This window comes from Noviherbaspirillum sp. UKPF54, from assembly GCF_007874125.1.
Lineage (GTDB): Bacteria > Pseudomonadota > Gammaproteobacteria > Burkholderiales > Burkholderiaceae_D > Noviherbaspirillum.
Map to the genome: position 1 here is coordinate 629750 of NZ_CP040128.1, position 23873 is coordinate 653622.

General features: G+C 57.6%; 21 protein-coding genes, 1 tRNA gene and 1 pseudogene. 12 read left to right on the plus strand and 11 right to left on the minus strand.

The window, feature by feature from the left end:
• Positions 1-49: 49 nt before the first annotated feature.
• Positions 50-1600, minus strand: a complete 1551-nt coding sequence (gene murJ / locus FAY22_RS02935) for a murein biosynthesis integral membrane protein MurJ (RefSeq protein ID WP_146328842.1) — start codon at positions 1598-1600, stop codon at positions 50-52.
• A 189-nt stretch (positions 1601-1789) separates the two neighbouring features.
• Here murJ and rpsT point away from each other — a divergent pair, with 189 nt between their 5' ends.
• A complete protein-coding gene (gene rpsT, locus FAY22_RS02940; RefSeq protein WP_146328843.1) occupies positions 1790-2053 on the plus strand; it encodes a 30S ribosomal protein S20 in 264 nt (87 codons plus the stop codon).
• Positions 2054-2214: 161 nt separating this feature from the next.
• Here rpsT and FAY22_RS02945 read toward each other — a convergent pair whose 3' ends face one another.
• The 3 genes from FAY22_RS02945 to FAY22_RS02955 form a co-directional block, all read right to left on the minus strand.
• Entirely contained in the window at positions 2215-2664 is a 450-nt protein-coding gene (locus tag FAY22_RS02945; protein ID WP_146328844.1) for a DUF192 domain-containing protein, read from the minus strand.
• An 88-nt stretch (positions 2665-2752) separates the two neighbouring features.
• Positions 2753-2953, minus strand: a complete 201-nt coding sequence (locus FAY22_RS02950; RefSeq protein ID WP_040040148.1) for a hypothetical protein — start codon at positions 2951-2953, stop codon at positions 2753-2755.
• Positions 2954-3092: 139 nt separating this feature from the next.
• Complete coding sequence (locus FAY22_RS02955; protein WP_146333174.1) at positions 3093-3650, minus strand: pseudouridine synthase; 558 nt, start codon at positions 3648-3650, stop codon at positions 3093-3095.
• 369 nt (positions 3651-4019) lie between these two features.
• On the opposite strand from FAY22_RS02955, the gene icd reads away from it, so the two are divergent.
• Positions 4020-5273 carry an NADP-dependent isocitrate dehydrogenase gene (icd, locus tag FAY22_RS02960; protein WP_146328845.1) on the plus strand — a complete coding sequence of 418 codons (1254 nt, stop codon included), beginning with the start codon at positions 4020-4022 and terminating at the stop codon, positions 5271-5273.
• 65 nt (positions 5274-5338) lie between these two features.
• Here icd and FAY22_RS02965 read toward each other — a convergent pair whose 3' ends face one another.
• The 3 genes from FAY22_RS02965 to FAY22_RS02975 all read right to left on the minus strand — a co-directional run bounded on the left by FAY22_RS02965 (position 5339) and on the right by FAY22_RS02975 (position 7720).
• Positions 5339-5980, minus strand: coding sequence for a response regulator transcription factor (locus FAY22_RS02965; protein WP_146328846.1), 642 nt, complete (start codon positions 5978-5980; stop codon positions 5339-5341).
• Positions 5977-7332: a cache domain-containing protein gene (locus FAY22_RS02970; protein ID WP_146328847.1), complete on the minus strand. Its 1356-nt coding sequence runs from the start codon at positions 7330-7332 to the stop codon at positions 5977-5979. Before FAY22_RS02970 ends, FAY22_RS02965 begins: the two co-directional genes overlap by 4 nt.
• A 184-nt stretch (positions 7333-7516) precedes the next feature.
• Positions 7517-7720, minus strand: a complete 204-nt coding sequence (locus tag FAY22_RS02975) for a cold-shock protein (RefSeq protein WP_040040153.1) — start codon at positions 7718-7720, stop codon at positions 7517-7519.
• A gap of 327 nt (positions 7721-8047) precedes the next feature.
• Here FAY22_RS02975 and clpS point away from each other — a divergent pair, with 327 nt between their 5' ends.
• Both clpS and clpA read left to right on the plus strand, forming a co-directional pair.
• Positions 8048-8356, plus strand: coding sequence for an ATP-dependent Clp protease adapter ClpS (gene clpS, locus FAY22_RS02980; RefSeq protein WP_040040154.1), 309 nt, complete (start codon positions 8048-8050; stop codon positions 8354-8356).
• Entirely contained in the window at positions 8353-10653 is a 2301-nt protein-coding gene (clpA, locus tag FAY22_RS02985; protein WP_146328848.1) for an ATP-dependent Clp protease ATP-binding subunit ClpA, read from the plus strand. Before clpS ends, clpA begins: the two co-directional genes overlap by 4 nt.
• 55 nt (positions 10654-10708) lie before the next feature.
• Here clpA and FAY22_RS02990 read toward each other — a convergent pair whose 3' ends face one another.
• The 3 genes and pseudogenes from FAY22_RS02990 to aat form a co-directional block, all read right to left on the minus strand.
• Positions 10709-11752 carry a quinone-dependent dihydroorotate dehydrogenase gene (locus FAY22_RS02990; RefSeq protein ID WP_146328849.1) on the minus strand — a complete coding sequence of 348 codons (1044 nt, stop codon included), beginning with the start codon at positions 11750-11752 and terminating at the stop codon, positions 10709-10711.
• A gap of 84 nt (positions 11753-11836) precedes the next feature.
• On the minus strand, positions 11837-12568 hold the full coding sequence (locus FAY22_RS02995) for an arginyltransferase (RefSeq protein ID WP_146328850.1): 732 nt from the start codon (positions 12566-12568) through the stop codon (positions 11837-11839).
• 79 nt (positions 12569-12647) lie between these two features.
• Positions 12648-13369: pseudogene (gene aat / locus FAY22_RS03000) on the minus strand (leucyl/phenylalanyl-tRNA--protein transferase).
• A gap of 184 nt (positions 13370-13553) precedes the next feature.
• Here aat and FAY22_RS03005 point away from each other — a divergent pair.
• Positions 13554-14756 carry an ammonium transporter gene (locus FAY22_RS03005; protein ID WP_146328851.1) on the plus strand — a complete coding sequence of 401 codons (1203 nt, stop codon included), beginning with the start codon at positions 13554-13556 and terminating at the stop codon, positions 14754-14756.
• Between the two features lie 79 nt (positions 14757-14835).
• Here the strand turns inward: FAY22_RS03005 and FAY22_RS03010 are convergent, their stop codons facing one another.
• Positions 14836-15417 (minus strand): NUDIX hydrolase, encoded by a 582-nt coding sequence (locus FAY22_RS03010; RefSeq protein WP_146328852.1) that lies wholly within the window; start codon positions 15415-15417, stop codon positions 14836-14838.
• A 158-nt stretch (positions 15418-15575) separates the two neighbouring features.
• Here FAY22_RS03010 and FAY22_RS03015 point away from each other — a divergent pair.
• The 7 genes from FAY22_RS03015 (at position 15576) to rbfA (ending at position 23846) form a co-directional block, all read left to right on the plus strand.
• Positions 15576-15652: transfer RNA gene (locus FAY22_RS03015), tRNA-Met, on the plus strand.
• A gap of 161 nt (positions 15653-15813) precedes the next feature.
• Positions 15814-16653, plus strand: coding sequence for an SMC-Scp complex subunit ScpB (gene scpB / locus FAY22_RS03020; protein WP_168204750.1), 840 nt, complete (start codon positions 15814-15816; stop codon positions 16651-16653).
• Entirely contained in the window at positions 16631-18184 is a 1554-nt protein-coding gene (gene rluB / locus FAY22_RS03025) for a 23S rRNA pseudouridine(2605) synthase RluB (RefSeq protein WP_146328854.1), read from the plus strand. The genes scpB and rluB overlap by 23 nt, the downstream gene beginning before the upstream one ends.
• Positions 18185-18424: 240 nt before the next feature.
• Positions 18425-18910: a ribosome maturation factor RimP gene (gene rimP / locus FAY22_RS03030; RefSeq protein WP_146328855.1), complete on the plus strand. Its 486-nt coding sequence runs from the start codon at positions 18425-18427 to the stop codon at positions 18908-18910.
• Complete coding sequence (nusA, locus tag FAY22_RS03035; protein ID WP_146328856.1) at positions 18907-20466, plus strand: transcription termination factor NusA; 1560 nt, start codon at positions 18907-18909, stop codon at positions 20464-20466. Before rimP ends, nusA begins: the two co-directional genes overlap by 4 nt.
• Positions 20467-20517: 51 nt before the next feature.
• Positions 20518-23337 carry a translation initiation factor IF-2 gene (infB, locus tag FAY22_RS03040; protein WP_146328857.1) on the plus strand — a complete coding sequence of 940 codons (2820 nt, stop codon included), beginning with the start codon at positions 20518-20520 and terminating at the stop codon, positions 23335-23337.
• A gap of 122 nt (positions 23338-23459) precedes the next feature.
• Positions 23460-23846: a 30S ribosome-binding factor RbfA gene (rbfA, locus tag FAY22_RS03045; protein WP_146328858.1), complete on the plus strand. Its 387-nt coding sequence runs from the start codon at positions 23460-23462 to the stop codon at positions 23844-23846.
• The last annotated feature ends 27 nt before the right edge of the window (positions 23847-23873 follow it).

The window sequence follows — 23873 nt, forward strand, 5'->3', positions numbered from 1 at the left end:
CCATCACGCTGCCAAATAAAGGGCAGAGTGGAAAAGGATGGCCGCGATGTCAGGCAGACACGCGCTTGAAATCCCGGAAGCGAAATCCCATTGCCAGCAGTGCTCCAAAATAAGTTGCCCCGCAAGCGACGATCACGATGCCGAGAGCGCCGACGCGCTGCAACGGGTGAGCGCGCAGCGCCATCCAGTCGAAGTGCCCGGCCGACCATAGCGCCATGCCCGCCAATAAGAACAGCGCGCCGGCCAGCCTGAGCAGGAAAATGCGCCAGCCGGGCCGGGCCACGTAAATGCCGCGTCGGCGCAGCCCCCAGTAGAGAAACGCCGCATTGACGCAGGCGCCAAGACCGATCGACAGGGCGAGCCCGGCATGGGCAATCCACGGCACGAACAGCAGGTTCATCAATTGTGTTACCACCAGCACGCCGATGGCGATCTTTACCGGTGTGCGGATATCCTGCCGTGCATAAAAACCGGGCGCCAAGATCTTCACCAGAATCAGGCCGATCAGGCCGACACCATAGGCCACCAAGGCGCGCCCGGTCATGGCAACCGATTGCGCATCGAATTTCCCGTAGTGAAACAGTGTCGTTGTTAGCGGTTCCGACAATGTGGCAAGTCCCACCGCCGCCGGCATCGCAAGCAGGAAAGTCAGGCGTAGGCCCCAGTCCAGCAGGGCCGAGTATTCCTCGGTATTGTTATCGGCATGCGCCTTGGAAAGACTGGGCAACAGGATGGTGCCCAAGGCAACGCCAAGCAGCGCGGTCGGGAGTTCCATCAGGCGGTCCGCGTAGGACAGCCACGACACACTGCCGTTGGCAAGGCGCGACGCGATGTTGGTATTGATGATCAGGCTGATCTGCGCAACCGATACGGCGAATGTTGCCGGGACCATCTGGCGCAGGACGCGGCGTACGCCGGCATCGCGTGTGGCAATCAGGGGATTGCCGGCAATTTTCGGCAGCATGCCGATCTTGCGCATCGGCGGTATCTGTACGGCCACCTGCAGGATGCCGCCGATGATGACCGCAATCGCCAGTGCATAGACCGGTTGCTGCAAATGCGGCGCGAGAAACAGCGAGGCGGCGATAAAGGACAGGTTTAGCAGGACCGGGGTGAAGGCAGGTACCCGGAATTCACGCCAAGTATTCAACACACCGCCGGCCAGCGCCACGAAGGACATGAAGCCGATGTATGGAAACATGAGGCGGGTCATGACGACCGACACATTGAAGGCGTCCGGATCGGATTTGAGGCCGGTTGCCATGAAGTAGACGATGACCGGCGAGGCGATAATTCCCAGCAGGCAGGTCAGTACCAGTATCCAGGTCAGCAAGGTGGCGACGTGATCGACCAGTTCCTTGGTGGCTTCGCTTCCTTTTTTGTTCTTGTACTCGGCCAGGATCGGCACGAAGGCTTGCGAAAACGCGCCTTCTGCAAACAGCCGGCGCAGCAGGTTGGGGATACGGAAGGCAACGAAAAAGGCGTCGGTGTAGGCGGAGGCGCCGAACGCGCGCGCCACCAGGAGTTCGCGGACAAGGCCCGTGACCCGGGATACCATGGTCATGCCGAAGATCGTGGCAAGCGTTTTGTGCAGATTCATGGGGCGCCATTATAGCTGCGGATATGACGGTGCCCGGCGCGCAATTGCTTCCAGTTGTTTCGTATCCGATTCCATGGAGAGCGTTGCCCATTTTCTAAAAAGGCGTTATAATCCGCAGCTTTACTGATTTCTGTGTGGCTGATTCTGAGGTTCGGCGCATACAGTTCGATTTCGTTTTAGGAAACTTACATGGCAAATACCGCACAAGCACGCAAGCGTGCTCGTCAAGCAGTCAAGCAAAACGCGCACAACTCCAGCCAGCGTTCCACGCTGCGCACCGCGATCAAGGCCGTTCGCAAGGCGATTGAGGCTGGCGACAAAGCTGCTGCTTCGCAAGTTTTCCAGGCTTCCGTGTCGACCATCGACCGTATCGCTGACAAGAAGATCATCCACAAGAACAAGGCTGCTCGCCACAAGAGCCGCTTGGCTGCTGCCCTGAAGGCGCTGGCCTAAGCAAGCCTGTCTCCCCTGGCGCGAGTCAGGGGTATGATCGGAATGAATCCAACCCGCATGATGTCTGTCATGCGGGTTCTGTCGTTTCCGTGGAGATTGTTTTTCGCTCCAGCCCGATGAAGCGGGCGGAACGCGTCTTCTTACTTCATTGAATAAGGTTCTTAGCGCGGCAAGCCATCGATGATGCTGCCCGGCTTAATGTTGCGTTGCTTGAACCAGCCGCGGTTCATTTCCAGCGCGTAGGTTGCCGGCTTTTTCGCGCAATGCGATTCCAGCGTCTGTGGCTCCATGTCTTCAATGTTGATGACCTTTCCTGTCTCGTCGATAAAGGCGACTGACAGCGGAATCAATGTGTTTTTCATCCACATGCAGACACCGGCGGGTGCGCCGAACAGGAACACCATGCCTTCGTTCTGCCCCATCTTTTCACGAAGCATTAACCCCTGCTGGCGCTGAGCTTCCGTTGCCGCTACTTCGGCCTTGATGACATGAATGCCGGCATTGAGGGGTATCACCGGAAATTTGACTGCTTGCTGAGCGAGGGCGGTGCCGCTGATGAGCGTGGCGAATACAGTCGCTAACGTAACGCGGAAGGGTGTGAGCTTGTTCATGGCCTAATCTTAAGCGTGATCGGCGGCGCATCTCAACAAAAAAGGCAGGACAAGCCTGCCTTTTCTATTGAGGCTGATGCACCAGGGATTACTTGGAGGCTTCAGCGGATGCGGCGGCCGGAGCAGCAGCGGCTTTCTTTGCTTTTTTGGCTTTCTTGACCTTCTTGGCTTTCGGTGCCGGAGCAGAAGCGGCTGCGTCGGCGGAAGCGGCCGGAGCGGCAGCCTGGTCGGCGGCGAAGGCAGCGGTGGCGAACAGACCAGCAATCAGGGCGGCGATCAGTTTTTTCATTTGTTGTCCTTCAGGTAAGAATGTTGATAACGTTGATTCAGATGAATCAATGTTATTAACGGAATACAACAAGTACGGTTGACAATGGTTTGTCGATATCCGGCTGTTTCAGTAAGACGTGATTTGTGAAGAAATGGGTTCAACGGAGCCGGGAGGGCGATACTTCGCACCATTCGCCTGGTAATAACGGGTGTGTTTCCAACGAAAATGGACCGATTGCAATACGTACCAGCCTCAAGGTCGGCAGCCCCACTGCGGCAGTCATCCGTCGCACCTGCCGATTTTTCCCCTCGGATAAAGTAATTGCTAGCCAGCTTGTTGGCACCTGGGCCCGTTCACGGATCGGTGGGGTGCGTTCCCATAGCCATTCCGGTGTCAGGATTTGTTTTGCCTCGCAAGGCTGCGTCACGAAATCGCTAAGGTCGAGCGGACCGCTCAGCCGTTCAAGTGCCCGTTCATCGGGCAAACCTTCTACTTGTGCAATATAGGTTTTAGGTTGCTTGCGTTTCGGATGGCTGATTTCATGCTGAAGTTTTCCGTCGTCGGTCAGCAGTAGCAAGCCTTCGCTGTCAGCGTCCAGTCGTCCAGCCGGATAGATATTTGGAATCGTCAGGTAATCGGCTAGTGTCGCCCGGCTTGAATGCGCCGAGAATTGACACATGACCTGAAAGGGCTTGTTGAACAGGATCAGCGGCATGCGGGGTTTTTTATGGATGGAAGTCGGACGTGAATCGGTAAGGTTCTCGTCAGCGCGATTCATGACAATCGAGATATTGCAGCGCTTGCAAGGTGCTCTATTTTACGCGTTGCGCGCTTGGGATTTTGAACTAACCTTGTACTGATCCAAACGCCATAGCCATACGAGCAAGGTTGCGTGTGCCAAAAAGCGACCATTGCTTGATTGTTATTGATGTTGCTCGCGGTAAAAATTATGGCATCTAGTAAAATAGTAGTGCATAATACGAAATGTTGGTCTTATGTCTTATATAAGACCAGAGTGAAACTTTAAAACAAAAATTTAAAGTTCATACGCCATCCTTTTCCTCCTTAACCCCCGGAGCATATGATGTATCAACATATCAAAGTGCCTGCCGACGGACAAAAGATCACCGTCAATGCCGATTTCTCCCTGACCGTTCCAGACAATCCGATCATTCCTTACATTGAAGGCGATGGCACCGGTGTGGACATCAGCCCGGTCATGATCAAGGTGGTGGATGCCGCGGTTGCTAAGGCTTATGGCGGCAAGCGCAAGATCAGCTGGATGGAAATCTATGCCGGTGAGAAGTCGACCAAGGTGTATGGTCCGGACGTATGGCTGCCGGAAGAGACGCTGAAGATATTGAAGGATTACGTAGTATCGATCAAGGGCCCGTTGACGACCCCGGTCGGCGGCGGCATCCGCTCGCTGAACGTGGCCCTGCGCCAGGAACTTGACCTGTACGTCTGCCTGCGCCCGGTGCGTTACTTCAAGGGCGTGCCTTCGCCGGTGCGTGAGCCGGAAAAGACCGACATGGTGATCTTCCGTGAAAACTCCGAAGACATCTATGCCGGTATCGAATGGGCGGAAGGCTCCGACGGCGCCAAGAAGGTGATCGATTTCCTGATCAAGGAAATGGGCGTCAAGAAGATCCGCTTCCCGGGTTCCTCCGGCATCGGTATCAAGCCGGTGTCGCGCGAAGGCACCGAGCGCCTGGTGCGCAAGGCGATCCAGTATGCGATCGACAACGACAAGCCGTCCGTGACGATTGTCCACAAGGGCAACATCATGAAGTACACCGAAGGCGGCTTCCGTGACTGGGCATATGCGCTGGCCCAGAAGGAATTCGGCGCGCAGCTGATCGATGGCGGCCCGTGGTGCAAGTTCAAGAATCCGAAGACTGGCCGCGAAATCACGGTCAAGGATTCGATTGCTGACGCATTCCTGCAGCAAATCCTGCTGCGTCCGAACGAGTACAGCGTGATCGCCACGCTGAACCTGAACGGCGACTACATCTCCGACGCGCTGGCAGCACAAGTCGGCGGCATCGGCATCGCTCCGGGCGCCAACCTGTCCGACTCCGTGGCGATGTTCGAGGCAACTCACGGCACCGCACCGAAGTATGCCGGCAAGGATTACGTGAATCCGGGCTCGCTGATCTTGTCCGCCGAAATGATGCTGCGTCATATGGGCTGGGTTGAAGCCGCCGACCTGATCATCACCTCAACGGAAAAAGCAATCACGTCGAAGAAGGTGACCTACGACTTCGCGCGCCTGATGGAAGGTGCAACTCAGGTATCTTGCTCGGGTTTTGGCCAGGTAATGATCGACAACATGTAAATTGCGGTAGCTGACGCGATAAAAAAAGGCCGGAAGATTTCCGGCCTTTTTTATTTGCTGCACCGTTATTTGATCGGCGCGTGCTCAAGCGCGAAGCGGATCAGATCGGCCTGTCCTTCGATGCCGAGCTTGCGCTTGATATTCAGGCGGTGTGTCTCCACCGTACGCACGCTCAGGTCCATTTCTCGTGCAATATGCTTGTTCGATTTGCCGGTGGCAATGTAGTGTAGTACTTCGCGCTCACGCCGTGTCAAGAGCGTTGCCGGCTGCGCCGGTTTGGCCAGCTGTTTGGTTAGACCGGCACTGTAATAAATGCCCCCTGACATTACCGTGTCGATGGCGGCGATGATGTCCGTTGCTGGCGCATCCTTCAACACATAACCCCGTGCGCCTGCCTGAATGGCTTGCATAACGTATTCCGCCTTGTCGTGCATGCTAAGCATCAACACCGCGATTTCCGGATGCAAGGTATTGAATCGGCCGGTTAATTCGATGCCGTTCGCCCCATTGAGATTGATATCCATCAGTGCCAGATCGATATGCTCGGCAGTGGCATGCCGTAGTGCCTCGTCGGCGTTGCCGGCCTCGGCCACGACAGCGAAATGCGGGATCGTTTCGAGACGTGCGCGCAGGCCGTCGCGCACAAGCGGGTGATCGTCCACCAGCAGGATATGGATATGGCGTTGCAGGATAGGGGATTGATTCATACTCGGGGGAGGGTTGCGATGACTCGGGTGCCTTCCGGCGATGAAGTGAGCTGAAATGTGCCGCCAACGGATTCCACGCGCTCGTGCATGTTGCGCAAGCCAATGCCGCGCTTGGGATGTTCGGCAATGCGCGCCACATCGAAGCCGATTCCATCGTCGGTAACGGTAAGGACGATGCCAGTCTTGTCGCCCGAGAGGTGGACTGTGACTTGGGTGGCATTGGCATGACGTTCGATATTGGTCAGGGTTTCCTGCGCAATACGGAATAACACCGTGTTGCCGACGTCGGTCAGCCTGTCGGTTTCGCCTTCCGATGCAAACATGATATCGATGCCGGCGTGCTCACTGAATTCCCGTGTCAAATGATCTAGCGCTGCCGCCAAACCGAGGTCATCAAGCAGTGCGGGGCGCAAGGCGTGGGAAATGCGCCTGACTTCGCCGAGCACGTCGTTGAGCTGGCAAGCGGCGCGATCGAGCGACCTGCGTGCCGTTTCCGGTGTCGAGCTAGGGGAGGTCAGTTTTGCGATGCCGGATTCGACCTGCAGCTTAATCGATACTAACCATTGACTGATTCCGTCATGCAAATCCCGTGAAAGGCGGGCCCGTTCCTCTTCCTGGGAGCGCACCACGCTTTGCGCCAGTACCTTGAGCTTAGCGTCTGCAACGCGATTTTCGCTGATGTTGAGCGCGAGTCCGGACAATGTGATGATCAACGCAATAATGATGGCAATTGCGGCGATCCACAGCAACGTATATTGAATGTTGCTGGAAATTTGCGTATCGATCTTCGCCAGCGCCGCATCGACGTCGTCAAGATAAATACCCGTTCCAAGCATCCAGTTCCAGCGCTCCAGCATGACCACATATCCAAGTTTGGGCGCAATCTTGCCTGAAGAAGGCTTTTCCCACAGGTAGCGGACAAAGCCGCCGCCGGCTTTGGCTTGGTTGATCAGATGCTGGATAGTGGGATTGCCATGCTCATCCTTCAGATCCCACAGGTTGCGACCGACCAGATCCGGCTGGCGCGGATGCATCAGGTTCTTGCCCTGCAGGTCGTATACGAAGAAATAACCGTCGTCGCCATAATCGAGTTTGGCAAGGATGGCTTTCGCTTCGTCGAGCGTCGCTTTATCCTGGCGCCCGGATTCATATAGATGTGCAATTGAACGGGTGCCTAGCGAGACGTAATGCGCCAGCTCCGCTTCCTTGCTCGCGAGATAAGCAGCCTCCACTGAGGCACGTTGTTGACCTGCCAGCTGCGCAGCTTGGTAGCGCACTGCGAGGGCAATGGCAAGCACGGCAAGAATGAGCGGTGTAATTGCGAGTGCCAGGATTTTTTGACGCAGCTTCATGAAGTATTACTTTACAGATATTTTCTTCTGAAGCAATTAGATATGAAAAATACAGCGGGCCTCGTTTATTCGCGTCATATTGTAAAGAATGCCGGCCGGATGCAAAAATGTTCAACTGTAAGGACGAAAAAAAACCCCGTCGAAACGGGGCTTTTCACTGCTCTTGCTAATCGGTGTGATTAGTTTAGCCGTTCTGAATGTTGGAAGCTTGCTTGCCTTTGGGGCCTTGCGTTACTTCGAACGACACCTTTTGACCTTCTTTGAGAGTCTTGAAGCCGTTCATCTGAATTGCGGAAAAGTGGGCGAACAAATCTTCACCGCCGTCATCCGGAGTGATAAATCCGAAGCCTTTGGAATCGTTGAACCACTTGACGGTACCTGTTGCCATAAAAGCGTCTTTCAAATAATAACTAATCACACGAGCCGTATAAGCAAGAAGCTCCGCGTAACGCTGCCCCCTCCTAAATGCTCACTTCTATTGACATTCCCATAACTGCTGTAATGTCAATAAATACCATTGTTCCCGCAAAAAATATAAAAGTCAAGGCACAATCCATGTCCTTTTTGAGCTATTACAAGCTAATTACCGAGAAGGATTCTTGAAATCAGGGGGGTTTGACTTCATCTGCGCACTGTGCAGAAACGGCGTAATATACAAAGAGGATGTTCTTTACTTCTGCGCATTGCGCGAAAGTTGATGCAATAGAATAGAAGCATGGAAACTCAGCATGACAACGGTACGGTACTTGCTAGGCAAGAGCAGAAGCTCAAACCCCCGCCTATGTATCAGGTGCTTCTCCTGAATGACGACTACACGCCGATGGAGTTTGTGGTTGCGATCCTTCAGGAATACTTTAACAAGGACCGAGAGACAGCGACGCAGATCATGCTCAAGGTACATCGTGATGGAAAAGGTATGTGCGGCGTCTATCCTAAAGACATAGCGTCGACTAAAGTGGAACTCGTTTTAACCCACGCTCGAAAGGCAGGACATCCCCTGCAATGCGTGATGGAGGAAGCATGATTGCGCAGGAACTGGAAGTTAGTTTGCATATGGCTTTTGTCGAAGCCCGCCAGGCTCGGCACGAGTTCATCACAGTAGAGCACTTGCTGCTTGCGCTGCTCGACAATCCGTCGGCGGCTGAGGTGCTGCGCGCCTGCGCAGTCAATATCGAGGATCTGCGCAAGACATTGACCAACTTCATAACGGACAATACGCCGACGGTGCCGGGCACCAGCGAAGTCGACACGCAGCCGACCCTCGGGTTTCAGCGCGTGATCCAGCGCGCCATCATGCACGTGCAGTCAGCGTCGAACGGCAAGAAGGAAGTCACCGGCGCCAACGTCTTGGTGGCGATCTTCGGCGAAAAGGATTCGCATGCGGTGTACTACCTGCACCAGCAGGGTGTGACGCGCCTGGATGTCGTGAATTTCATTTCCCACGGTGTCCGCAAGGACCAGCAGGCCGATTCGCAGAAATCGCCGGAAGGTGCGGAAGAGGCGCAGGCCGAAGGGCAGCAGAAGGAAAGCCCGCTCGATCAGTTCACTCAGAATCTGAACAAGCTCGCCGCCGAAGGCAAGATCGATCCGTTGATCGGCCGCGAGTCAGAAGTCGAGCGAGTCATCCAGACCTTGTGCCGCCGCCGCAAGAACAATCCGCTGCTAGTTGGTGAGGCCGGCGTCGGCAAGACCGCGATCGCGGAGGGCCTCGCCTGGCGAGTGACCCAGGGTGACGTGCCGGAAGTTCTGCAGAACGCTGTCGTCTACTCGCTCGACATGGGCGCGCTGCTGGCCGGGACGAAATATCGCGGCGATTTCGAGCAGCGCCTGAAAGCGGTGTTGAAGCAGTTGCGCGACAATCCGCACGGTATCCTGTTCATCGACGAGATCCACACGATCATCGGTGCCGGTTCGGCTTCCGGCGGCACGCTGGATGCATCCAATCTGCTGAAGCCGGCGCTATCGTCAGGCCAGCTGAAATGCATCGGCGCGACCACGTACACGGAATTCCGTGGGGTGTTCGAGAAGGACCATGCGCTGTCCCGGCGATTCCAGAAGATCGATGTGAACGAGCCGACCGTGGAGCAGACAGTGCAGATTTTGCGCGGCCTGAAATCGCGCTTCGAAGAGCATCATGGCGTCAAGTATTCGGCTTCCGCGCTGACGTCGGCGGCGGAACTGGCGGCGCGCTTCATCAATGACCGTCATCTGCCGGACAAGGCGATCGACGTGATCGACGAGGCGGGCGCCGCGCAACGCATCCTGCCGAAGTCGAAGCAGAAGAAAACGATCGGCAAATCCGAGATCGAGGACATCATCTCGAAGATTGCGCGCATTCCTCCGCAGACGGTCAACCAGGACGACCGCTCCAAGCTGCAGACGATCGACCGCGACCTGAAGAACGTGGTGTTCGGCCAAGATCCGGCGATCGAAGCGCTCGGATCCGCCATCAAGATGGCGCGCGCTGGTCTCGGTAAGACCGACAAGCCGATCGGCGCCTTCCTGTTCTCCGGCCCGACCGGCGTCGGCAAGACCGAGGTCGCCAAGCAACTGGCATTCATCCTCGGCATCGAGTTGATCCGCTTTGACATGTCGGAGTACATGGAGCGTCATGCGGTTTCGCGCCTGATTGGTGCGCCGCCCGGCTATGTCGGTTTCGACCAGGGCGGCCTGCTGACCGAGGCGATCACGAAGAAGCCGCACGCTGTGCTCTTGCTGGATGAGATTGAAAAGGCGCATCCGGATATCTTCAATATCCTGTTGCAAGTGATGGACCATGGCACGCTGACCGACAACAACGGCCGCAAAGCTGACTTCCGTAACGTGATCATCATCATGACCACCAACGCGGGAGCAGAGGCGCTGCAGAAGCGTTCTATCGGCTTCACCGACAAGAAGGAAGCCGGCGACGAGATGGCCGACATCAAGCGCATGTTCACGCCCGAGTTCCGTAACCGTCTCGACGCGACCATCAGCTTCAAGGCGCTGGACGAGGAAATCATCCTGCGCGTGGTCGACAAGTTCCTGATGCAGCTCGAAGAGCAATTGCACGAGAAAAAGGTCGAGGCGGTCTTTACCGACAGCCTGCGCCGTTTCCTTGCCAAGAAGGGCTTCGATCCGCTGATGGGCGCGCGGCCGATGGCGCGCCTGATCCAGGACATGATTCGCAAGGCGCTGGCCGACGAATTGCTATTTGGCCGCCTGGTGTCCGGTGGTCGGGTCACGGTCGATCTGGACGACAAGGAGCAGATTAAGCTCGATTTCGCGGAAGGAGATGCGTCTCCGCCGCCGGCTCCGGAAGAGACTCTGGAAGTCGAATAATCGGCGTGAAGAAAAAAGCCCGGATTCGTTCCGGGCTTTTTTTATTTTTTCTGCCTTAACGAGCTTTGCGTAATGCCGCCGCACATTCCTTGACCAATGCGGGGCCGCGGTAAATCAGACCGGTGTACAACTGCACCATGGAGGCGCCGGCATCGATCTTCGCCTGCGCATCTTTTCCCGAGAGAATGCCGCCGACGCCAATGATTGGTAGTGCGCCTTTCAGCTCGGCGTTCAATGCGCGAATGACGGTATTGGACAGTTCGAATACCGGCGCGCCCGAAAGTCCGCCAGTTTCTTCGGCGTGCGGCAACCCTTTTACTGCGTCGCGCGTGATGGTCGTGTTGGTCGCGATGACCGCATCCATCTTGTGGCGCATGAGCGCGGACGCGATGGACTTGACTTGATCGCCATCGATGTCGGGAGCGATCTTCAATGCAATTGGCACATAGCGCATATGCTGGTCGGCCAAGCGGAGTTGCGCATCCTTCAATTTGGACAGCAGCGCGTCCAGTTCCGAGCCGCCCTGAAGCTGGCGCAGGTTCTTGGTATTCGGCGAGGAGATGTTGACCGTCACGTAGCTTGCGTAGGGATATACCTTCTCCAGGCAATGCAGATAGTCGTCCGCCGCGCGTTCGATTGGCGTATCGGCATTTTTGCCGATGTTTAGGCCGAGCACACCTTCTTTGTTCTGATAAAACTTCGACGACTGGACATTGGTGACAAAGGCATCTACACCGCCGTTGTTGAAGCCCATGCGGTTAATGACCGCATTTGCCTGCGGAAGGCGGAAAATGCGTGGCTGCGGATTGCCAGGCTGCGCGCGCGGCGTAACTGTGCCGACTTCGATGAAGCCGAATCCGAGTGCTGCAAGGCCGTCGATGTAGGCGCCATCCTTGTCCAGGCCGGCGGCCAAGCCGACAGGATTGGGAAAGGTAATGCCCATCACCGTGCGCGGGTCGGGCAGGGGGCGCGCGATGAGTTTGGTCAGGCCACAGGCTGCGGCGCGCTTTAGTGCAGGCAGCGCGATGTTGTGGGCGGCTTCCGGGTCGAGCGAGAACAGGAGGGGACGGGTGAGTGCGTACAGGAATTTGTCGGACATGGGGCAAATAGGTAGGCGATGCCTGCGAGCGGCAAAACCGCTATTTTACTATTGCGCTTTATCAATAGATGGTGGTGACAGGTGTCACTCCGGCTGCCATGCCTCCCACGTGCCATGCCGGAGTGCTTCAAGCGGTTTGAAATTGATCTTGTACGCCATTTTCCGGCTGTGCCTGATCCAATAGCCAAGATAGACGTGTGGCATGTTAAGCCGCCGGGCTTGCTCGATTTGCCAAAGGATGTTGTAGGTACCCAAGGACGCGCCCTCGATATCGGGGTCGTAGAAGGTGTAGACGGAGGACAGGCCGTCGTTCAGGATATCAATGATGCTTACCATGCGCAGGGTGCCGTCGTTGTCCCGGAACTCGACCAGGCGTGTGTTGACCTTGCTCTGCAATAAGAACTGCGCGTACTGGTCGCGGCTGTCATGGTCCATGCCGCCGCCAGCGTGCCGCACTGACTGATAGCGCAGATACAAATCGTAATGCTCCGGCACGTACGCCAGCGTCGTGATCCACGTGGTCAACCCCTCATGCTTGCTCCAGGCGCGGCGCTGGCTGCGATTGGGGTGGAATGCGCCGGCTTTCACGCGCACCGGAATGCATGCCTGGCAGCCGTCGCACAACGGCCGATAGGTAAAGATGCCGCTGCGGCGGAAGCCATTCTTGACCAGTTCCGAATAAACATCGGCGTTAATCAGGTGAGAGGGCGTCGCGACTTGTGAACGCGCTTGGCGTCCTTCGAGATAACTGCACGGATATGGCGCGGTCGCGTAAAACTGCAGGGTGGCGAAAGGCAGATCTTTAAGATGCGTCATGCGGCATACCTAGCTACGATTCCGACTCTGTTAATTTACACCGTATGGCGTGATCGGCAGAAGTGTTTTTTGCGTATGCCTAGAATATGTCGAGCGGATGCCAAGCGTGTATCTGCGGTTGCGCGATTGCTTCGCGCAGCAATCGGATAAATTCTTTCCTTGGAAGGGGGCTGCCCCAAGCGACGCCAGATGCGATGTCTCTTGTTGGCAATCGATCATCGACACACCTTGCCCCTTTAGAAAATGGACCAGATAGGCGAGGGCGACTTTTGATGCATCCGGGATACGCGCAAACATTGATTCGCCATAAAACATGCGCCCAATGGACACACCGTAAGCGCCGCCGACCAACTGGTTGTCGAGCCACAGTTCAGAGGAATGGGCATATCCTTGACGATGCAATGCGCTGTAGCCGCGAATAATGTCTTCCGAAATCCAGGTGCCTGCACCTTCTTTCCGCGGTGCGGCGCAGGCTAGCATCACTTGTTCGAATGCCGTATCAAAGCGGATTTGCCAGCGCCGATCCGAATGCATGCTCTTGTGCACCTTTTTCAAGGTCTTCCGGAGGCTGTGCGAAATCACAAACCGCTCGGTAAAGAGCACCATGCGCGGATCGGTACTCCACCATAAGATAGGCTGTCCTTCCGAGTACCAGGGGAAGATTCCCCGGCGATAGGCCTCCAGTAATCGCTTAGGGGAAAGGTCGCCGCCGGCGGCGAGTAGCCCTGGCGCCCCGTCTTCTTCGTTTAGCGCGGATGATACGTCTGGAAAGGGAGTGCTCGCCTCAAGCCAAGGAATCATTCTTTTCACCAAAGTAGATCATTGGAATGCACAAAACAGGTGCATAAAAGCATTGCGCCCATTTTTCAAACAAAATTTTCTCCTTGGAAATCAATATCTTGCTGTTGTGCACTAAATTGGAATAAATATTGCTTTATTGGTGCTTGTTGATTCCAGCATGCACTTTAACAGGGAGATTTTTTGCATGGACGCATTTCGAAACGGTGCCGATACCTTATTTATCTTGCTTGGCGCCATAATGATTCTGGCGATGCATGCCGGGTTCGCCTTTCTGGAGCTGGGGACGGTTCGCAAGAAAAATCAGGTTAACGCCTTGGTCAAAATCTTAGTCGATTTTGCCATCTCGACCATTGCCTATTTTTTTGTCGGCTACACGATTGCGTATGGCATCGACTTCTTTGCCGATGCTGGTGCACTGGCGGCGAAGAGTGGCTTCGAGTTAGTGAAATTCTTTTTCCTGCTCACGTTCGCTGCGGCAATTCCGGCAATTATTTCAGGCGGCATCGCCGAGCGCGCCAAATTCTATCCACAACTGTTTGCAACCGCGATGCTGGTAGGGTTGGTGTATCCCTTCTTTGAAGGTATCGCATGGAATCACAAGTTTGGCGTGCAAGCTTGGCTGAAGGCGATGTTCTCGGAGGAGTTTCATGACTTCGCCGGTTCGGTAGTCGTGCATGCCGTCGGTGGTTGGGCGGCCCTGCCTGCGGTGCTTCTGCTCGGGGCGCGGCGCGGGCGCTACTCCAAGGATGGCGCCGTCGCGGCGCATCCGCCGTCGAATATCCCGTTTCTCGCGCTCGGCGCGTGGATTCTGACCGTCGGCTGGTTTGGGTTCAATGTGATGAGCGCGCAAACGCTCGACAAGATGAATGGACTGGTGGCGATCAACTCGCTCATGGCCATGGTTGGTGGCACGCTGGTCGCCGTCTTGATGGGCAAGAATGATCCGGGCTTTGCCTACAATGGTCCGCTGGCCGGGCTGGTGGCGGTGTGTGCCGGTTCTGATTTGATGCACCCGCTTGCCGCGCTTGTGACGGGCGGCGTTGCAGGCGTCATTTTCGTGTGGATGTTCACGCTCACGCAAAACAAATGGAAGATCGACGACGTGCTCGGCGTGTGGCCGCTGCATGGCTTATGCGGCGCCTGGGGCGGTATCGCCGCCGGTATTTTTGGTCAGAAGGCGCTGGGTGGAATCGGCGGCGTGTCGTTCATGTCGCAATTGGTAGGTACCGTGCTCGGCGTGGCAATTGCGGCCGGCGCGAGCGCGATCGTGTACGGGCTGTTGAAAAGGACGGTCGGTATTCGCCTCGATCCGGAGCAGGAGTTCGACGGCGCCGATCTGTCGATTCATAGGATCAGCGCCACCGCGGAGCGCGAGACAAGCTGGTAAGTGCGGGATAAAAAAGAGGATGCGCGTTTATGTGCATCCTCTTTTGTTTTTTGCGGGGCGCGGCCATGCGCGATGCTGCTTAGCCTTCGGCAGACTGGCGCATCGGTGTCAGCACGTCGCGCGTATGCAGGGCATAGGTGCCCCCCTCGCGCCTGATGCGCGCAAGGTCGGTAAAGAAAAACTTCAAGGTATAGGCGACCGTCGGGAATGCGATTTCCTTCCACGGAATCTCCGACTCTGAAAACAGCTTCACATCCAGGCTTTCGGTGCCGGCTGCAAAATCGAGGTCGAGCAAGGTGGCGCGGTAGAACATGTGCACCTGATGCACGTGCGGCACGTTCAGCAGCGAAAACAACTCATGCAGTTCAATGTGCGCCCCCGCTTCTTCCTGCGTTTCACGCAAGGCTGCTTCCGTCGTAGTTTCTTCATTTTCCATAAAGCCGGCGGGCAGGGTCCAGTAGCCGTAACGCGGTTCGATTGCGCGCTTGCACAGCAGTACGCGCGTGTCGCCTTCGTGGTCCCACACCGGAATCGAGCCGATCACCATCTTGGGGTTCTGATAATGGATCGTTCCGCATTGTCCGCATACGTAACGTGGACGATTATCGTCCGGCGGGATTAGCTGCGAAACCGGATGCGCGCATTCAGAGCAAAATTTCATAAGGGGGGCGACGGACAATGGGGTTAAGCGCGCGACGATGTAATTCGGCGACGACAATCGGCGCATTGTTCGAATGGAGTAGAAGTGTACACCGCAAGTGTGGTCAACAATTACATTTGCGTTGGTAGTCGATACCGGATATACTTATGTTCTTCAGACGCGGGGTGGAGCAGTCTGGCAGCTCGTCGGGCTCATAACCCGAAGGTCGCAGGTTCAAATCCTGCCCCCGCAACCAAGTCTCACAGTCTTGAATTCCCGTCCTTCATATATCCAATAAAAATCGGGCGCGGGATTGCAGCATCAATGGACTCTCGTGTCCGGCCTGGCAGCATCAAATGGTGCGTGTCGTTGACGAATATATCTGCACATTGTTGGAAAAAAACAAGACGCATACCGATGAATACTATTGAGGCGAAGAAAGTCCTCGAGACAGCATTGCTGTGCGCGCACGAGCCCTTGTCGATCAATGACATGAAGAAGCTCTACATGGAAAGCGGTGATGGTGATGCAGAAGTCGGTGCCGATACCATCAAAGCGATGCTGGAAGAATTGCGCGACGACTGGTCCGACAAGGGAATTGAAATTGTCAGCCTGTCTACCGGTTGGCGCTTTCAGAGTCGTCCGGGGATGAAGAAATATCTTGAGCGGCTCAATCCTGAGAAGCCGCCGAAATATACGCGCGCAACTCTGGAAACCTTGGCCATCATCGCCTATCGCCAACCGGTTACCAGGGGGGATATTGAGGAAATCCGTGGTGTCGCGGTGAACTCTCAAACCATCAAGATGCTCGAAGAGCGAGGTTGGATCGAAGCGATCGGTCACCGCGACGTGCCGGGTCGGCCGGCCTTGTTCGCTACGACCAGGCAGTTCCTTGATGATCTGGGATTGACCTCGCTTGATCAGTTGCCGCCGCTGCAGCAAGTCGCGAAAGAGGATATGCAGGCGGGCATGCTGCCGGAAATGCAGGCGCTCGAAGGTGGAATGCAGGCTGGTCTGGACCGCGCAATCAGCCTGGCGGTGCAGGGGCCGAATGCCCTAGGGTCGGAAAGCCTGGTCGATCAAGCCGGCGTGGCCAGGTCGGAACAGGGCTTGGTCGCACAACTTCAAACCGAATTGCCGGCTTCGCAGCGCGGCACAGATATGTCCAGCCGAGAGGCTGATGTCAAAACACCCGTAGACGCCCCCTCCAGTGAGCACAATCAAGAAGCGAACGATGAATCTGCCAATCCAGAATGAAGCGCCAGTAGTCATGGCAACCGATTCCTCTGCAGTGTCGGAATCCAAAGAGAGCCAGGAACTGTCCCGTAGCGATGCATCGACGTCTACCGACGGCGGTCAGGCGGAGGAAGGTAGGAAAAAACCGGTCAAGCGCGGTGTGCGTGGGCCGCGTAGTCTGCGGCGCAGCCGTTCTCCGCGTCCGGTTGATGCGGAGAAGGCGGGAGGCGCCGCTGTCTCTGCGGATGGAAATGGGGGCGCCGATTCGACCCAGTTATCCGTGGAGGGCGGCGAACCGAGTGGCGGCAAGCCGCAGCGTGGCACGCGCGAAAACCGCAAGAGGGATGAGTTCGCAAAGGGTAAGCCCGGGCAGAAGGGGCGTGACCGGCAAGGCAAGGCTGTTCAATCGAAAACCAAGGGCGACAGCCCCGACGATATCTTCTCGTTCGTGACCTCCGATGCCTTCGATAGCGCCGCCGAGGATGCTGGCAATGGGCGCCGCGACGGGCGCCAGATGCAGGCCAAGAATGTGCGTCGCGATTTGACGGCGGAAGATGATGCGCCGAAGTTGCACAAGGTGCTGGCTGATGCTGGACTCGGCTCGCGCCGTGACATGGAAGAATTGATTATCGCCGGGCGTGTTTCGGTCAACGGCGAGCCGGCTCATATCGGGCAGCGCATTCTGCCGACTGACCAGGTGCGTATCAACGGCAAGCTAATTCAGCGCAAAGTCACCAAGCGCCCGCCGCGCGTGCTCGTATATCACAAGCCTGCTGGCGAGATCGTCAGCCACAGCGATCCGGACGGCCGCCCCTCGGTATTCGAGCGCCTTCCGACTATCAAGGCCGGCAAGTGGCTTGCGGTCGGGCGGCTGGATTTCAATACCGAAGGCTTGCTGCTGTTTACTACCTCGGGTGATTTGGCCAACCGCTTGATGCACCCGCGCTACGGAATCGAGCGCGAGTACGCCGTGCGCACGCTGGGCGAGCTGGAAGAGGGTATGCGGCAGAAGCTATTGGCTGGTGTCGAGCTGGATGACGGTGTTGCGCAGTTTTCGAAGATCGCCGATGGCGGTGGCGAAGGGGCCAATCGCTGGTATCGTGTGATCATTGGCGAAGGGCGCAACCGCGAGGTGCGTCGCATGTTCGAAGCCGTTGGCTTGACGGTGTCGCGGCTGATCCGGACGCGATATGGCGCAATGACCCTGCCAAGCGGGCTCAAGCGTGGACGCTGGGAAGAGCTGGACGAGCACGCCGTGCGTAATCTGATGGCGCTGAGTGGTCTGGAGAAGGCCGCGACCCAGCAGTCTCAGGGAAAGGTGCGCGGCGAGCGGGGAGCGAAGAATGGCTTTGATAAGAACCAGCCGCAAAATCGCAACCAGTCGCGCGGTGGACAGCAGGGGCGTGCGCAAGGCGCACCGCGCAGCCGTCAGCCCGACCCGCTGCAAACCGCACTCGGATTTCCCGATGTCGGCTACGGGCGTCGCGCCGGTGGACAGGCGCGTGGCGGCCTTGGGCTGCAGGGCATGGCGCGGCGCCGCTCTCGCGGCTGATCCGCAGGGGGAGGCTTGTTATGTGGAAATGCGCGCCCCGGACTTGGGGTGCGCCATGCCATTGCGATGCGCCAAATAATTGTTTATAATTAGAGAGTTAACAAAAGTCGGCCCGCAAGAATAAAAGTTTGCCGGGTGCCACGTTAAGTGGGCTGAAGCGATAAAAAGATGGGCAGATGCCCATTTTTTTTTTCTTGAACGCTTTGTGCGGACTGGCTGGCGTGGTTTTGGAGAACTGTTTTGCGGTTGTTGGACTTAATTGAAAAAACCGTGGTGGGCATGGGCTACGAACTGGTCGATTTCGAGCAGGCGGCGCATGGTTTGCTGCGTGTGTATATCGACTTCCCGCCCGAGCAGGCCGACAAGGGCAATATCACGGTGGATGACTGCGAAAAGGTCAGCCACCAATTGTCGCATATGCTGACGGTCGAGAATGCCAATTACGAGCGGTTGGAGATTTCGTCTCCCGGGCTCGATCGTCCGCTGAAGAAGGCGGCCGATTATACGCGTTTCGCAGGGCAGGAAGCTGTCGTGAAGCTGCGCATGCCGATGCCCGGAGCAGCGAATCGCAAGTCGTTCCAAGGCATTCTGCATGAGCCGGAAGGCGACAAGCTGAAACTGGAATTTGAGGGAAAAGAAGGGCCGGCGATGCTGGAGTTTACGCTCGCCGACGTGGACAAGGCACGGCTAGTGCCGAAAGTGGATTTTAGGAGTCGCAAAGCATGAGTCGCGAAGTACTGTTGTTGGTCGATGCGCTGGCACGAGAAAAAAACGTCGATAAGGAAATCGTCTTCGGAGCGCTCGAGCATGCGCTTGCGCAAGCGACCAAGAAACGCTACGAGGGCGACGTCGATGTCCGCGTCTCCATCGATCGCGAAACCGGCGAGTTCGAATCCTTCCGCCGCTGGCACGTCGTGCCGGATGAGGCAGGTCTGCAATTGCCCGACCAGGAAGTGCTGCACTTCGAGGCGAAGGAGCAGATTGCCGACATCGAAGTCGACGATTACATTGAGGAGCCGATCGAATCGGTCGATTTCGGCCGCCGCTTTGCGCAGGACACCAAGCAGGTGGTGCTGCAGCGTATTCGCGACGCCGAGCGCGAGCAGATCCTGCAGGATTTCCTGGCGCGCGGCGATGCGCTGGTGACCGGCACGATCAAGCGCATGGAGCGCGGCGATGCGATCGTCGAATCGGGCAAGATCGAGGCGCGCTTGCCGCGCGACCAGATGATCCCGAAGGAGAATCTGCGCGTCGGCGACCGCGTGCGCGCCTACATCCTGCGCATCGACCGCAATGCACGCGGCCCGCAGGTGATCCTGTCGCGCACCGCGCCGGAATTCATCATGAAGCTGTTCGAGCTGGAAGTGCCCGAAATCGAGCAAGGCTTGCTCGAAATTAAATCGGCGGCGCGCGACCCGGGCGTGCGCGCCAAGATCGCGGTGCACACCAACGACAAGCGCATCGACCCGATCGGCACCTGCGTCGGCATGCGCGGCTCGCGCGTGCAGGCGGTGACCGGCGAACTCGGTGGCGAGCGCGTCGACATCGTATTGTGGTCGGAAGATCCGGCCCAGTTCGTGATCGGAGCTCTCGCGCCGGCGAATGTGTCGTCGATCGTGGTCGACGAGGAAAAGCATGCGATGGACGTGGTGGTCGACGAGGAAAACCTGGCGATTGCGATCGGCCGCGGCGGACAGAACGTGCGCCTGGCGTCCGAGCTGACCGGCTGGCAGATCAACATCATGACGGCGGAAGAATCGGCCGACAAGGCGGCGGCGGAAACCGCGGCGATTCGCGTGCTGTTCATGGAAAAGCTCGACGTCGACGAGGAAGTGGCCGACATCCTGGTGCAGGAAGGCTTCTCCAGCCTGGAAGAAATTGCCTACGTGCCGATCAACGAAATGCTGGATATCGAAGCCTTCGACGAAGACACTGTCAACGAGCTGCGCAGCCGCGCGCGCGACGCACTTGTGACGGAAGCCATTGCCTCCGAAGAGGGTTTGGAAGGCATGGAAGATGCTTTGGTCAATCTGGAAGGCATCGACCGGATTACGGCGGGCAAACTGGGTTTGGCCGGGGTCAAGACGGTGGACGCGTTTGCCGGTTTAGCCTATGACGAATTCGGCGCCATCCTGGCCTTGCCGATAGAGCGTGCGCGTGAACTGATTGGAAATGAATTTGAGGATGTGACCGACGATGAAATGCGCCTGATCGATGCCAAGTACGATGATCGTGCACGGGCATTGCAAGAGAAAGCGCGGGAGCTGGTTGCAGCGAAATGACCTGCAACGCTTCAATATCATCTGTCGAGCCCACATAGAAAAGAGGACTGAATGGCGAGTAACAACGTAGCTCAATTTGCCACCGAACTGAAGATGCCAGCGGATTTGCTGCTGACGCAACTGCGTGCCGCCGGCGTCGACAAGCGTTCGGCGTCCGATGTGCTGTCCAAGGAAGACAAGGACAAGCTGTTGAACCATTTGCGCCGCTCGCACGGAGCGTCGCCGGATGGCGAAAAGAAGAAGATCACCCTCACGCGCAAGGAAACGACCGAGATCAAGCAGGCCGATGCCAGCGGCAAGTCGCGCACGATCCAGGTTGAAGTGCGCAAGAAGCGCACCTTCATCAAACGCGACGAGCCGATTGTCGAAGCCGCGCCCGCGCCGACTGCACCAGCCGCTCCCGTGATTGACGAAGCGGAAGTGGCGCGCCGCGCGGAAGAAGCGCGCCGCCAGGCGGAGCTGATCGCGCGTCAGGAAGCCGAGTTGCGTGAAAAGCAGGAGCGTCTGGCGAAGCTGGAAGCCGAGAAGGAGGCGCAAGCCAAGGCGCAGAAAGAGGCCGAGGAAGCGCGCAAGGCGGCCGAAGCGGCCGCTGCGGCGAAGCAGCAGGAAAAGGTCGACCTCACCGCTGCCGAAGAGAAGAAGCGTGCGGACGAAGAGACCGCCAGGAAGAAGGCTGCCGAGCAGGAAGCAAAGGAGGCAGCGGAGCGCGCTGCCGCCGCCGAGCGCGCACGCAAGGCTGTTGAAGATGAAGTTGCGCAGATCAAGGCGATGATGAACGCGCCGCGCAAGGTCATGAAGGCGCCGGAGCCGGCGCCCGCACCGCAGGCGAAGGCTGCGGAAGGTACGCTGCACAAGCCCGCCGACAAGAAACCTGTCGAGAAAAAGGACGAGAAGAAGCCTGCCGTTGGCGACAAGAAGTCGATCAAGTCGGCCAACGTTTCGTCTACCTGGCAGGATGAGCAGGCGAAAAAGCGCGGCGGCATCAAGACCCGCGGCGCGGGCACTGCCGGGCCGGCGACCGGCCGCGACGGCTGGCGTGGCGGTCCGAAGGGACGCCGCTCTTCGCACGGCGACGATCAGCGCGAATCGAACTTCCAGGTGCCGACCGAAGCCGTAATCAAGGAAGTGCACGTGCCGGAAACCATTACGGTCGCCGAACTTGCACACAAGATGGCGGTGAAGGCGTCGGAAGTGATCAAGCATTTGATGAAGCTGGGCCAGATGGTCACCATCAACCAGGTGCTCGATCAGGAAACCGCGATGATTCTGGTGGAGGAAATGGGCCACAAGGCGTTTGCGGCCAAGCTGGACGATCCGGAAGCAATGCTCGAAGAAGTCGGCGAACACGTCGATGCTGAGGCATTGCCGCGTGCGCCGGTGGTGACCGTGATGGGCCACGTCGACCATGGCAAGACCTCGCTGCTGGACTACATCCGCCGTGCCAAAGTGGCGGCTGGCGAAGCTGGCGGCATTACGCAGCATATCGGCGCCTATCACGTCGAAACGCCGCGCGGCATCATCACCTTCCTCGATACGCCGGGCCACGAAGCGTTTACCGCGATGCGCGCCCGCGGCGCGAAGGCGACCGACATCGTGATTCTGGTGGTGGCAGCCGATGATGGCGTGATGCCTCAAACCAAGGAAGCGATCGCGCATGCGAAAGCAGCTGGCGTGCCCATCGTGGTGGCGATCAACAAGATCGACAAGCAGGGAGCCAATACGGACCGCGTCACGCAGGAATTGATTGCCGAAGGCGTCGTGCCGGAAGCCTATGGTGGCGATGCGCCGTTCGTGCCGGTGTCGGCCAAGACCGGCCAGGGTATCGACGACTTGCTGGAAAACGTTTTGCTGCAAGCCGAAGTGCTGGAGCTTACGTCGCCGGTCGACACGCTGGCCAAGGGCCTCGTGATCGAAGCCAAGCTGGACAAGGGCCGCGGCCCGGTTGCCACGGTGCTGGTGCAGTCCGGTACCTTGAAGCGCGGCGACGTGGTGCTGGCCGGTTCGTCCTATGGTCGCGTGCGTGCGATGCTGGACGAGAACGGCAAGAACATTACCGAAGCGGGACCGTCGATTCCGGTTGAAATCCAGGGCTTGACCGAGGTGCCGGCCGCCGGCGAAGAAGTGATCGTGATGGCAGACGAGCGCAAGGCGCGTGAAATCGCTCTGTTCCGTCAAGGCAAGTTCCGCGACGTGAAGCTGGCCAAGCAGCAGGCGGCAAAGCTGGAGAACATGTTCGAGCAGATGGCCGAGGGCGAAGTCAAGTCGCTGCCATTGATCATCAAGGCCGACGTGCAAGGTTCGCAGGAGGCACTGGTGCACTCGATGCAAAAGCTGTCGACCGACGAAGTACGGGTGCAGATCGTGCACGCGGCCGTTGGCGGCATCTCCGAGTCCGACGTCAACCTCGCGGTCGCGTCGAAAGCAGTCATCATCGGCTTCAACACCCGTGCCGACGCTTCCGCACGCAAGCTGGCCGAAGCCAGCGGTATCGATATTCGTTACTACAACATCATTTACGATGCGGTGGACGAAATCAAAGCCGCCATGTCGGGCATGCTGGCACCGGAGAAGCGCGAAGCGGCGCTGGGCTTGGTCGAAATCCGCCAGGTGTTCCACGTCAGCAAGGTCGGCTCGATTGCCGGCTGTTACGTGCTCGACGGCTTGGTCAAGCGTGGCGCATCGGTTCGCCTGTTGCGCAACAACGTGGTGATCTGGACCGGCGAACTCGATTCGCTCAAGCGCTTCAAGGATGACGTGAAGGAAGTGAAGGCCGGCTTCGAGTGCGGTCTGTCGCTGAAGAACTTCAATGACATCCAGGAAGGCGACCAGCTGGAAGTGTTCGAAGTGCAGGAAGTCGCACGTACCCTGTAATTCGATTGTCGCGGGCAGTTTCATAGCCCGGATGGAGCCGGCGCACTGCGTGACCCGCTAGCGGGTTGCGCAATGCGGTTTAAGGCTCCGTCCGGGCTATCTCGTTTTAAGGTTGCAGAACCATGGCTAAACATAGCAAATCCATTCCCGGGCGCGGCGTGCGTGTCGCCGACCAGATCCAGCGCGACCTGGCCGAGATCATTGCCTACGAACTGAAGGACCCGCGCGTCGGGATGATCACGATCACCGAAGTGCAGGTGACCCCCGATTACGCGCATGCCAAGGTGTTTTTCACGACGCTGGTTGACAACGACGAAGCGGTGCAGAACACGCTGTCGGGATTGCGCAAGGCGGCCGGCTTCATTCGCGGCCAGCTGGGGCGGCGCCTGACTATCCATACCATTCCCGAGTTGCACTTCGTGTACGACACGTCCACGTCGCGCGGCATGGAGTTGTCCAAGCTGATCGACGCGGCCAATGCGACGCGTGCCAAGGACGCCGAAGACTGAACGTTCGCCGCGCCGCGCGCGGCTCTC

Coding starts and splice junctions, on each gene's coding strand:
- rluB (WP_146328854.1), top strand. CDS start 16,631: ATGAATCTGCCAATCCAGAATGAAGCGCCAGTAGTCATGGCAACCGAT.
- nusA (WP_146328856.1), top strand. CDS start 18,907: ATGAGTCGCGAAGTACTGTTGTTGGTCGATGCGCTGGCACGAGAAAAA.
- FAY22_RS02995 (WP_146328850.1), bottom strand. CDS start 12,568: ATGACGCATCTTAAAGATCTGCCTTTCGCCACCCTGCAGTTTTACGCG.
- FAY22_RS02955 (WP_146333174.1), bottom strand. CDS start 3,650: ATGCCGCTGATCCTGTTCAACAAGCCCTTTCAGGTCATGTGTCAATTC.
- clpA (WP_146328848.1), top strand. CDS start 8,353: ATGATTGCGCAGGAACTGGAAGTTAGTTTGCATATGGCTTTTGTCGAA.
- FAY22_RS02970 (WP_146328847.1), bottom strand. CDS start 7,332: ATGAAGCTGCGTCAAAAAATCCTGGCACTCGCAATTACACCGCTCATT.
- FAY22_RS03010 (WP_146328852.1), bottom strand. CDS start 15,417: ATGAAATTTTGCTCTGAATGCGCGCATCCGGTTTCGCAGCTAATCCCG.
- FAY22_RS02945 (WP_146328844.1), bottom strand. CDS start 2,664: ATGAACAAGCTCACACCCTTCCGCGTTACGTTAGCGACTGTATTCGCC.
- rbfA (WP_146328858.1), top strand. CDS start 23,460: ATGGCTAAACATAGCAAATCCATTCCCGGGCGCGGCGTGCGTGTCGCC.
- FAY22_RS02975 (WP_040040153.1), bottom strand. CDS start 7,720: ATGGCAACAGGTACCGTCAAGTGGTTCAACGATTCCAAAGGCTTCGGA.
- rpsT (WP_146328843.1), top strand. CDS start 1,790: ATGGCAAATACCGCACAAGCACGCAAGCGTGCTCGTCAAGCAGTCAAG.
- FAY22_RS03005 (WP_146328851.1), top strand. CDS start 13,554: ATGGACGCATTTCGAAACGGTGCCGATACCTTATTTATCTTGCTTGGC.
- clpS (WP_040040154.1), top strand. CDS start 8,048: ATGGAAACTCAGCATGACAACGGTACGGTACTTGCTAGGCAAGAGCAG.
- FAY22_RS02965 (WP_146328846.1), bottom strand. CDS start 5,980: ATGAATCAATCCCCTATCCTGCAACGCCATATCCATATCCTGCTGGTG.
- infB (WP_146328857.1), top strand. CDS start 20,518: ATGGCGAGTAACAACGTAGCTCAATTTGCCACCGAACTGAAGATGCCA.
- FAY22_RS02990 (WP_146328849.1), bottom strand. CDS start 11,752: ATGTCCGACAAATTCCTGTACGCACTCACCCGTCCCCTCCTGTTCTCG.
- icd (WP_146328845.1), top strand. CDS start 4,020: ATGTATCAACATATCAAAGTGCCTGCCGACGGACAAAAGATCACCGTC.
- murJ (WP_146328842.1), bottom strand. CDS start 1,600: ATGAATCTGCACAAAACGCTTGCCACGATCTTCGGCATGACCATGGTA.
- scpB (WP_168204750.1), top strand. CDS start 15,814: ATGAATACTATTGAGGCGAAGAAAGTCCTCGAGACAGCATTGCTGTGC.
- FAY22_RS02950 (WP_040040148.1), bottom strand. CDS start 2,953: ATGAAAAAACTGATCGCCGCCCTGATTGCTGGTCTGTTCGCCACCGCT.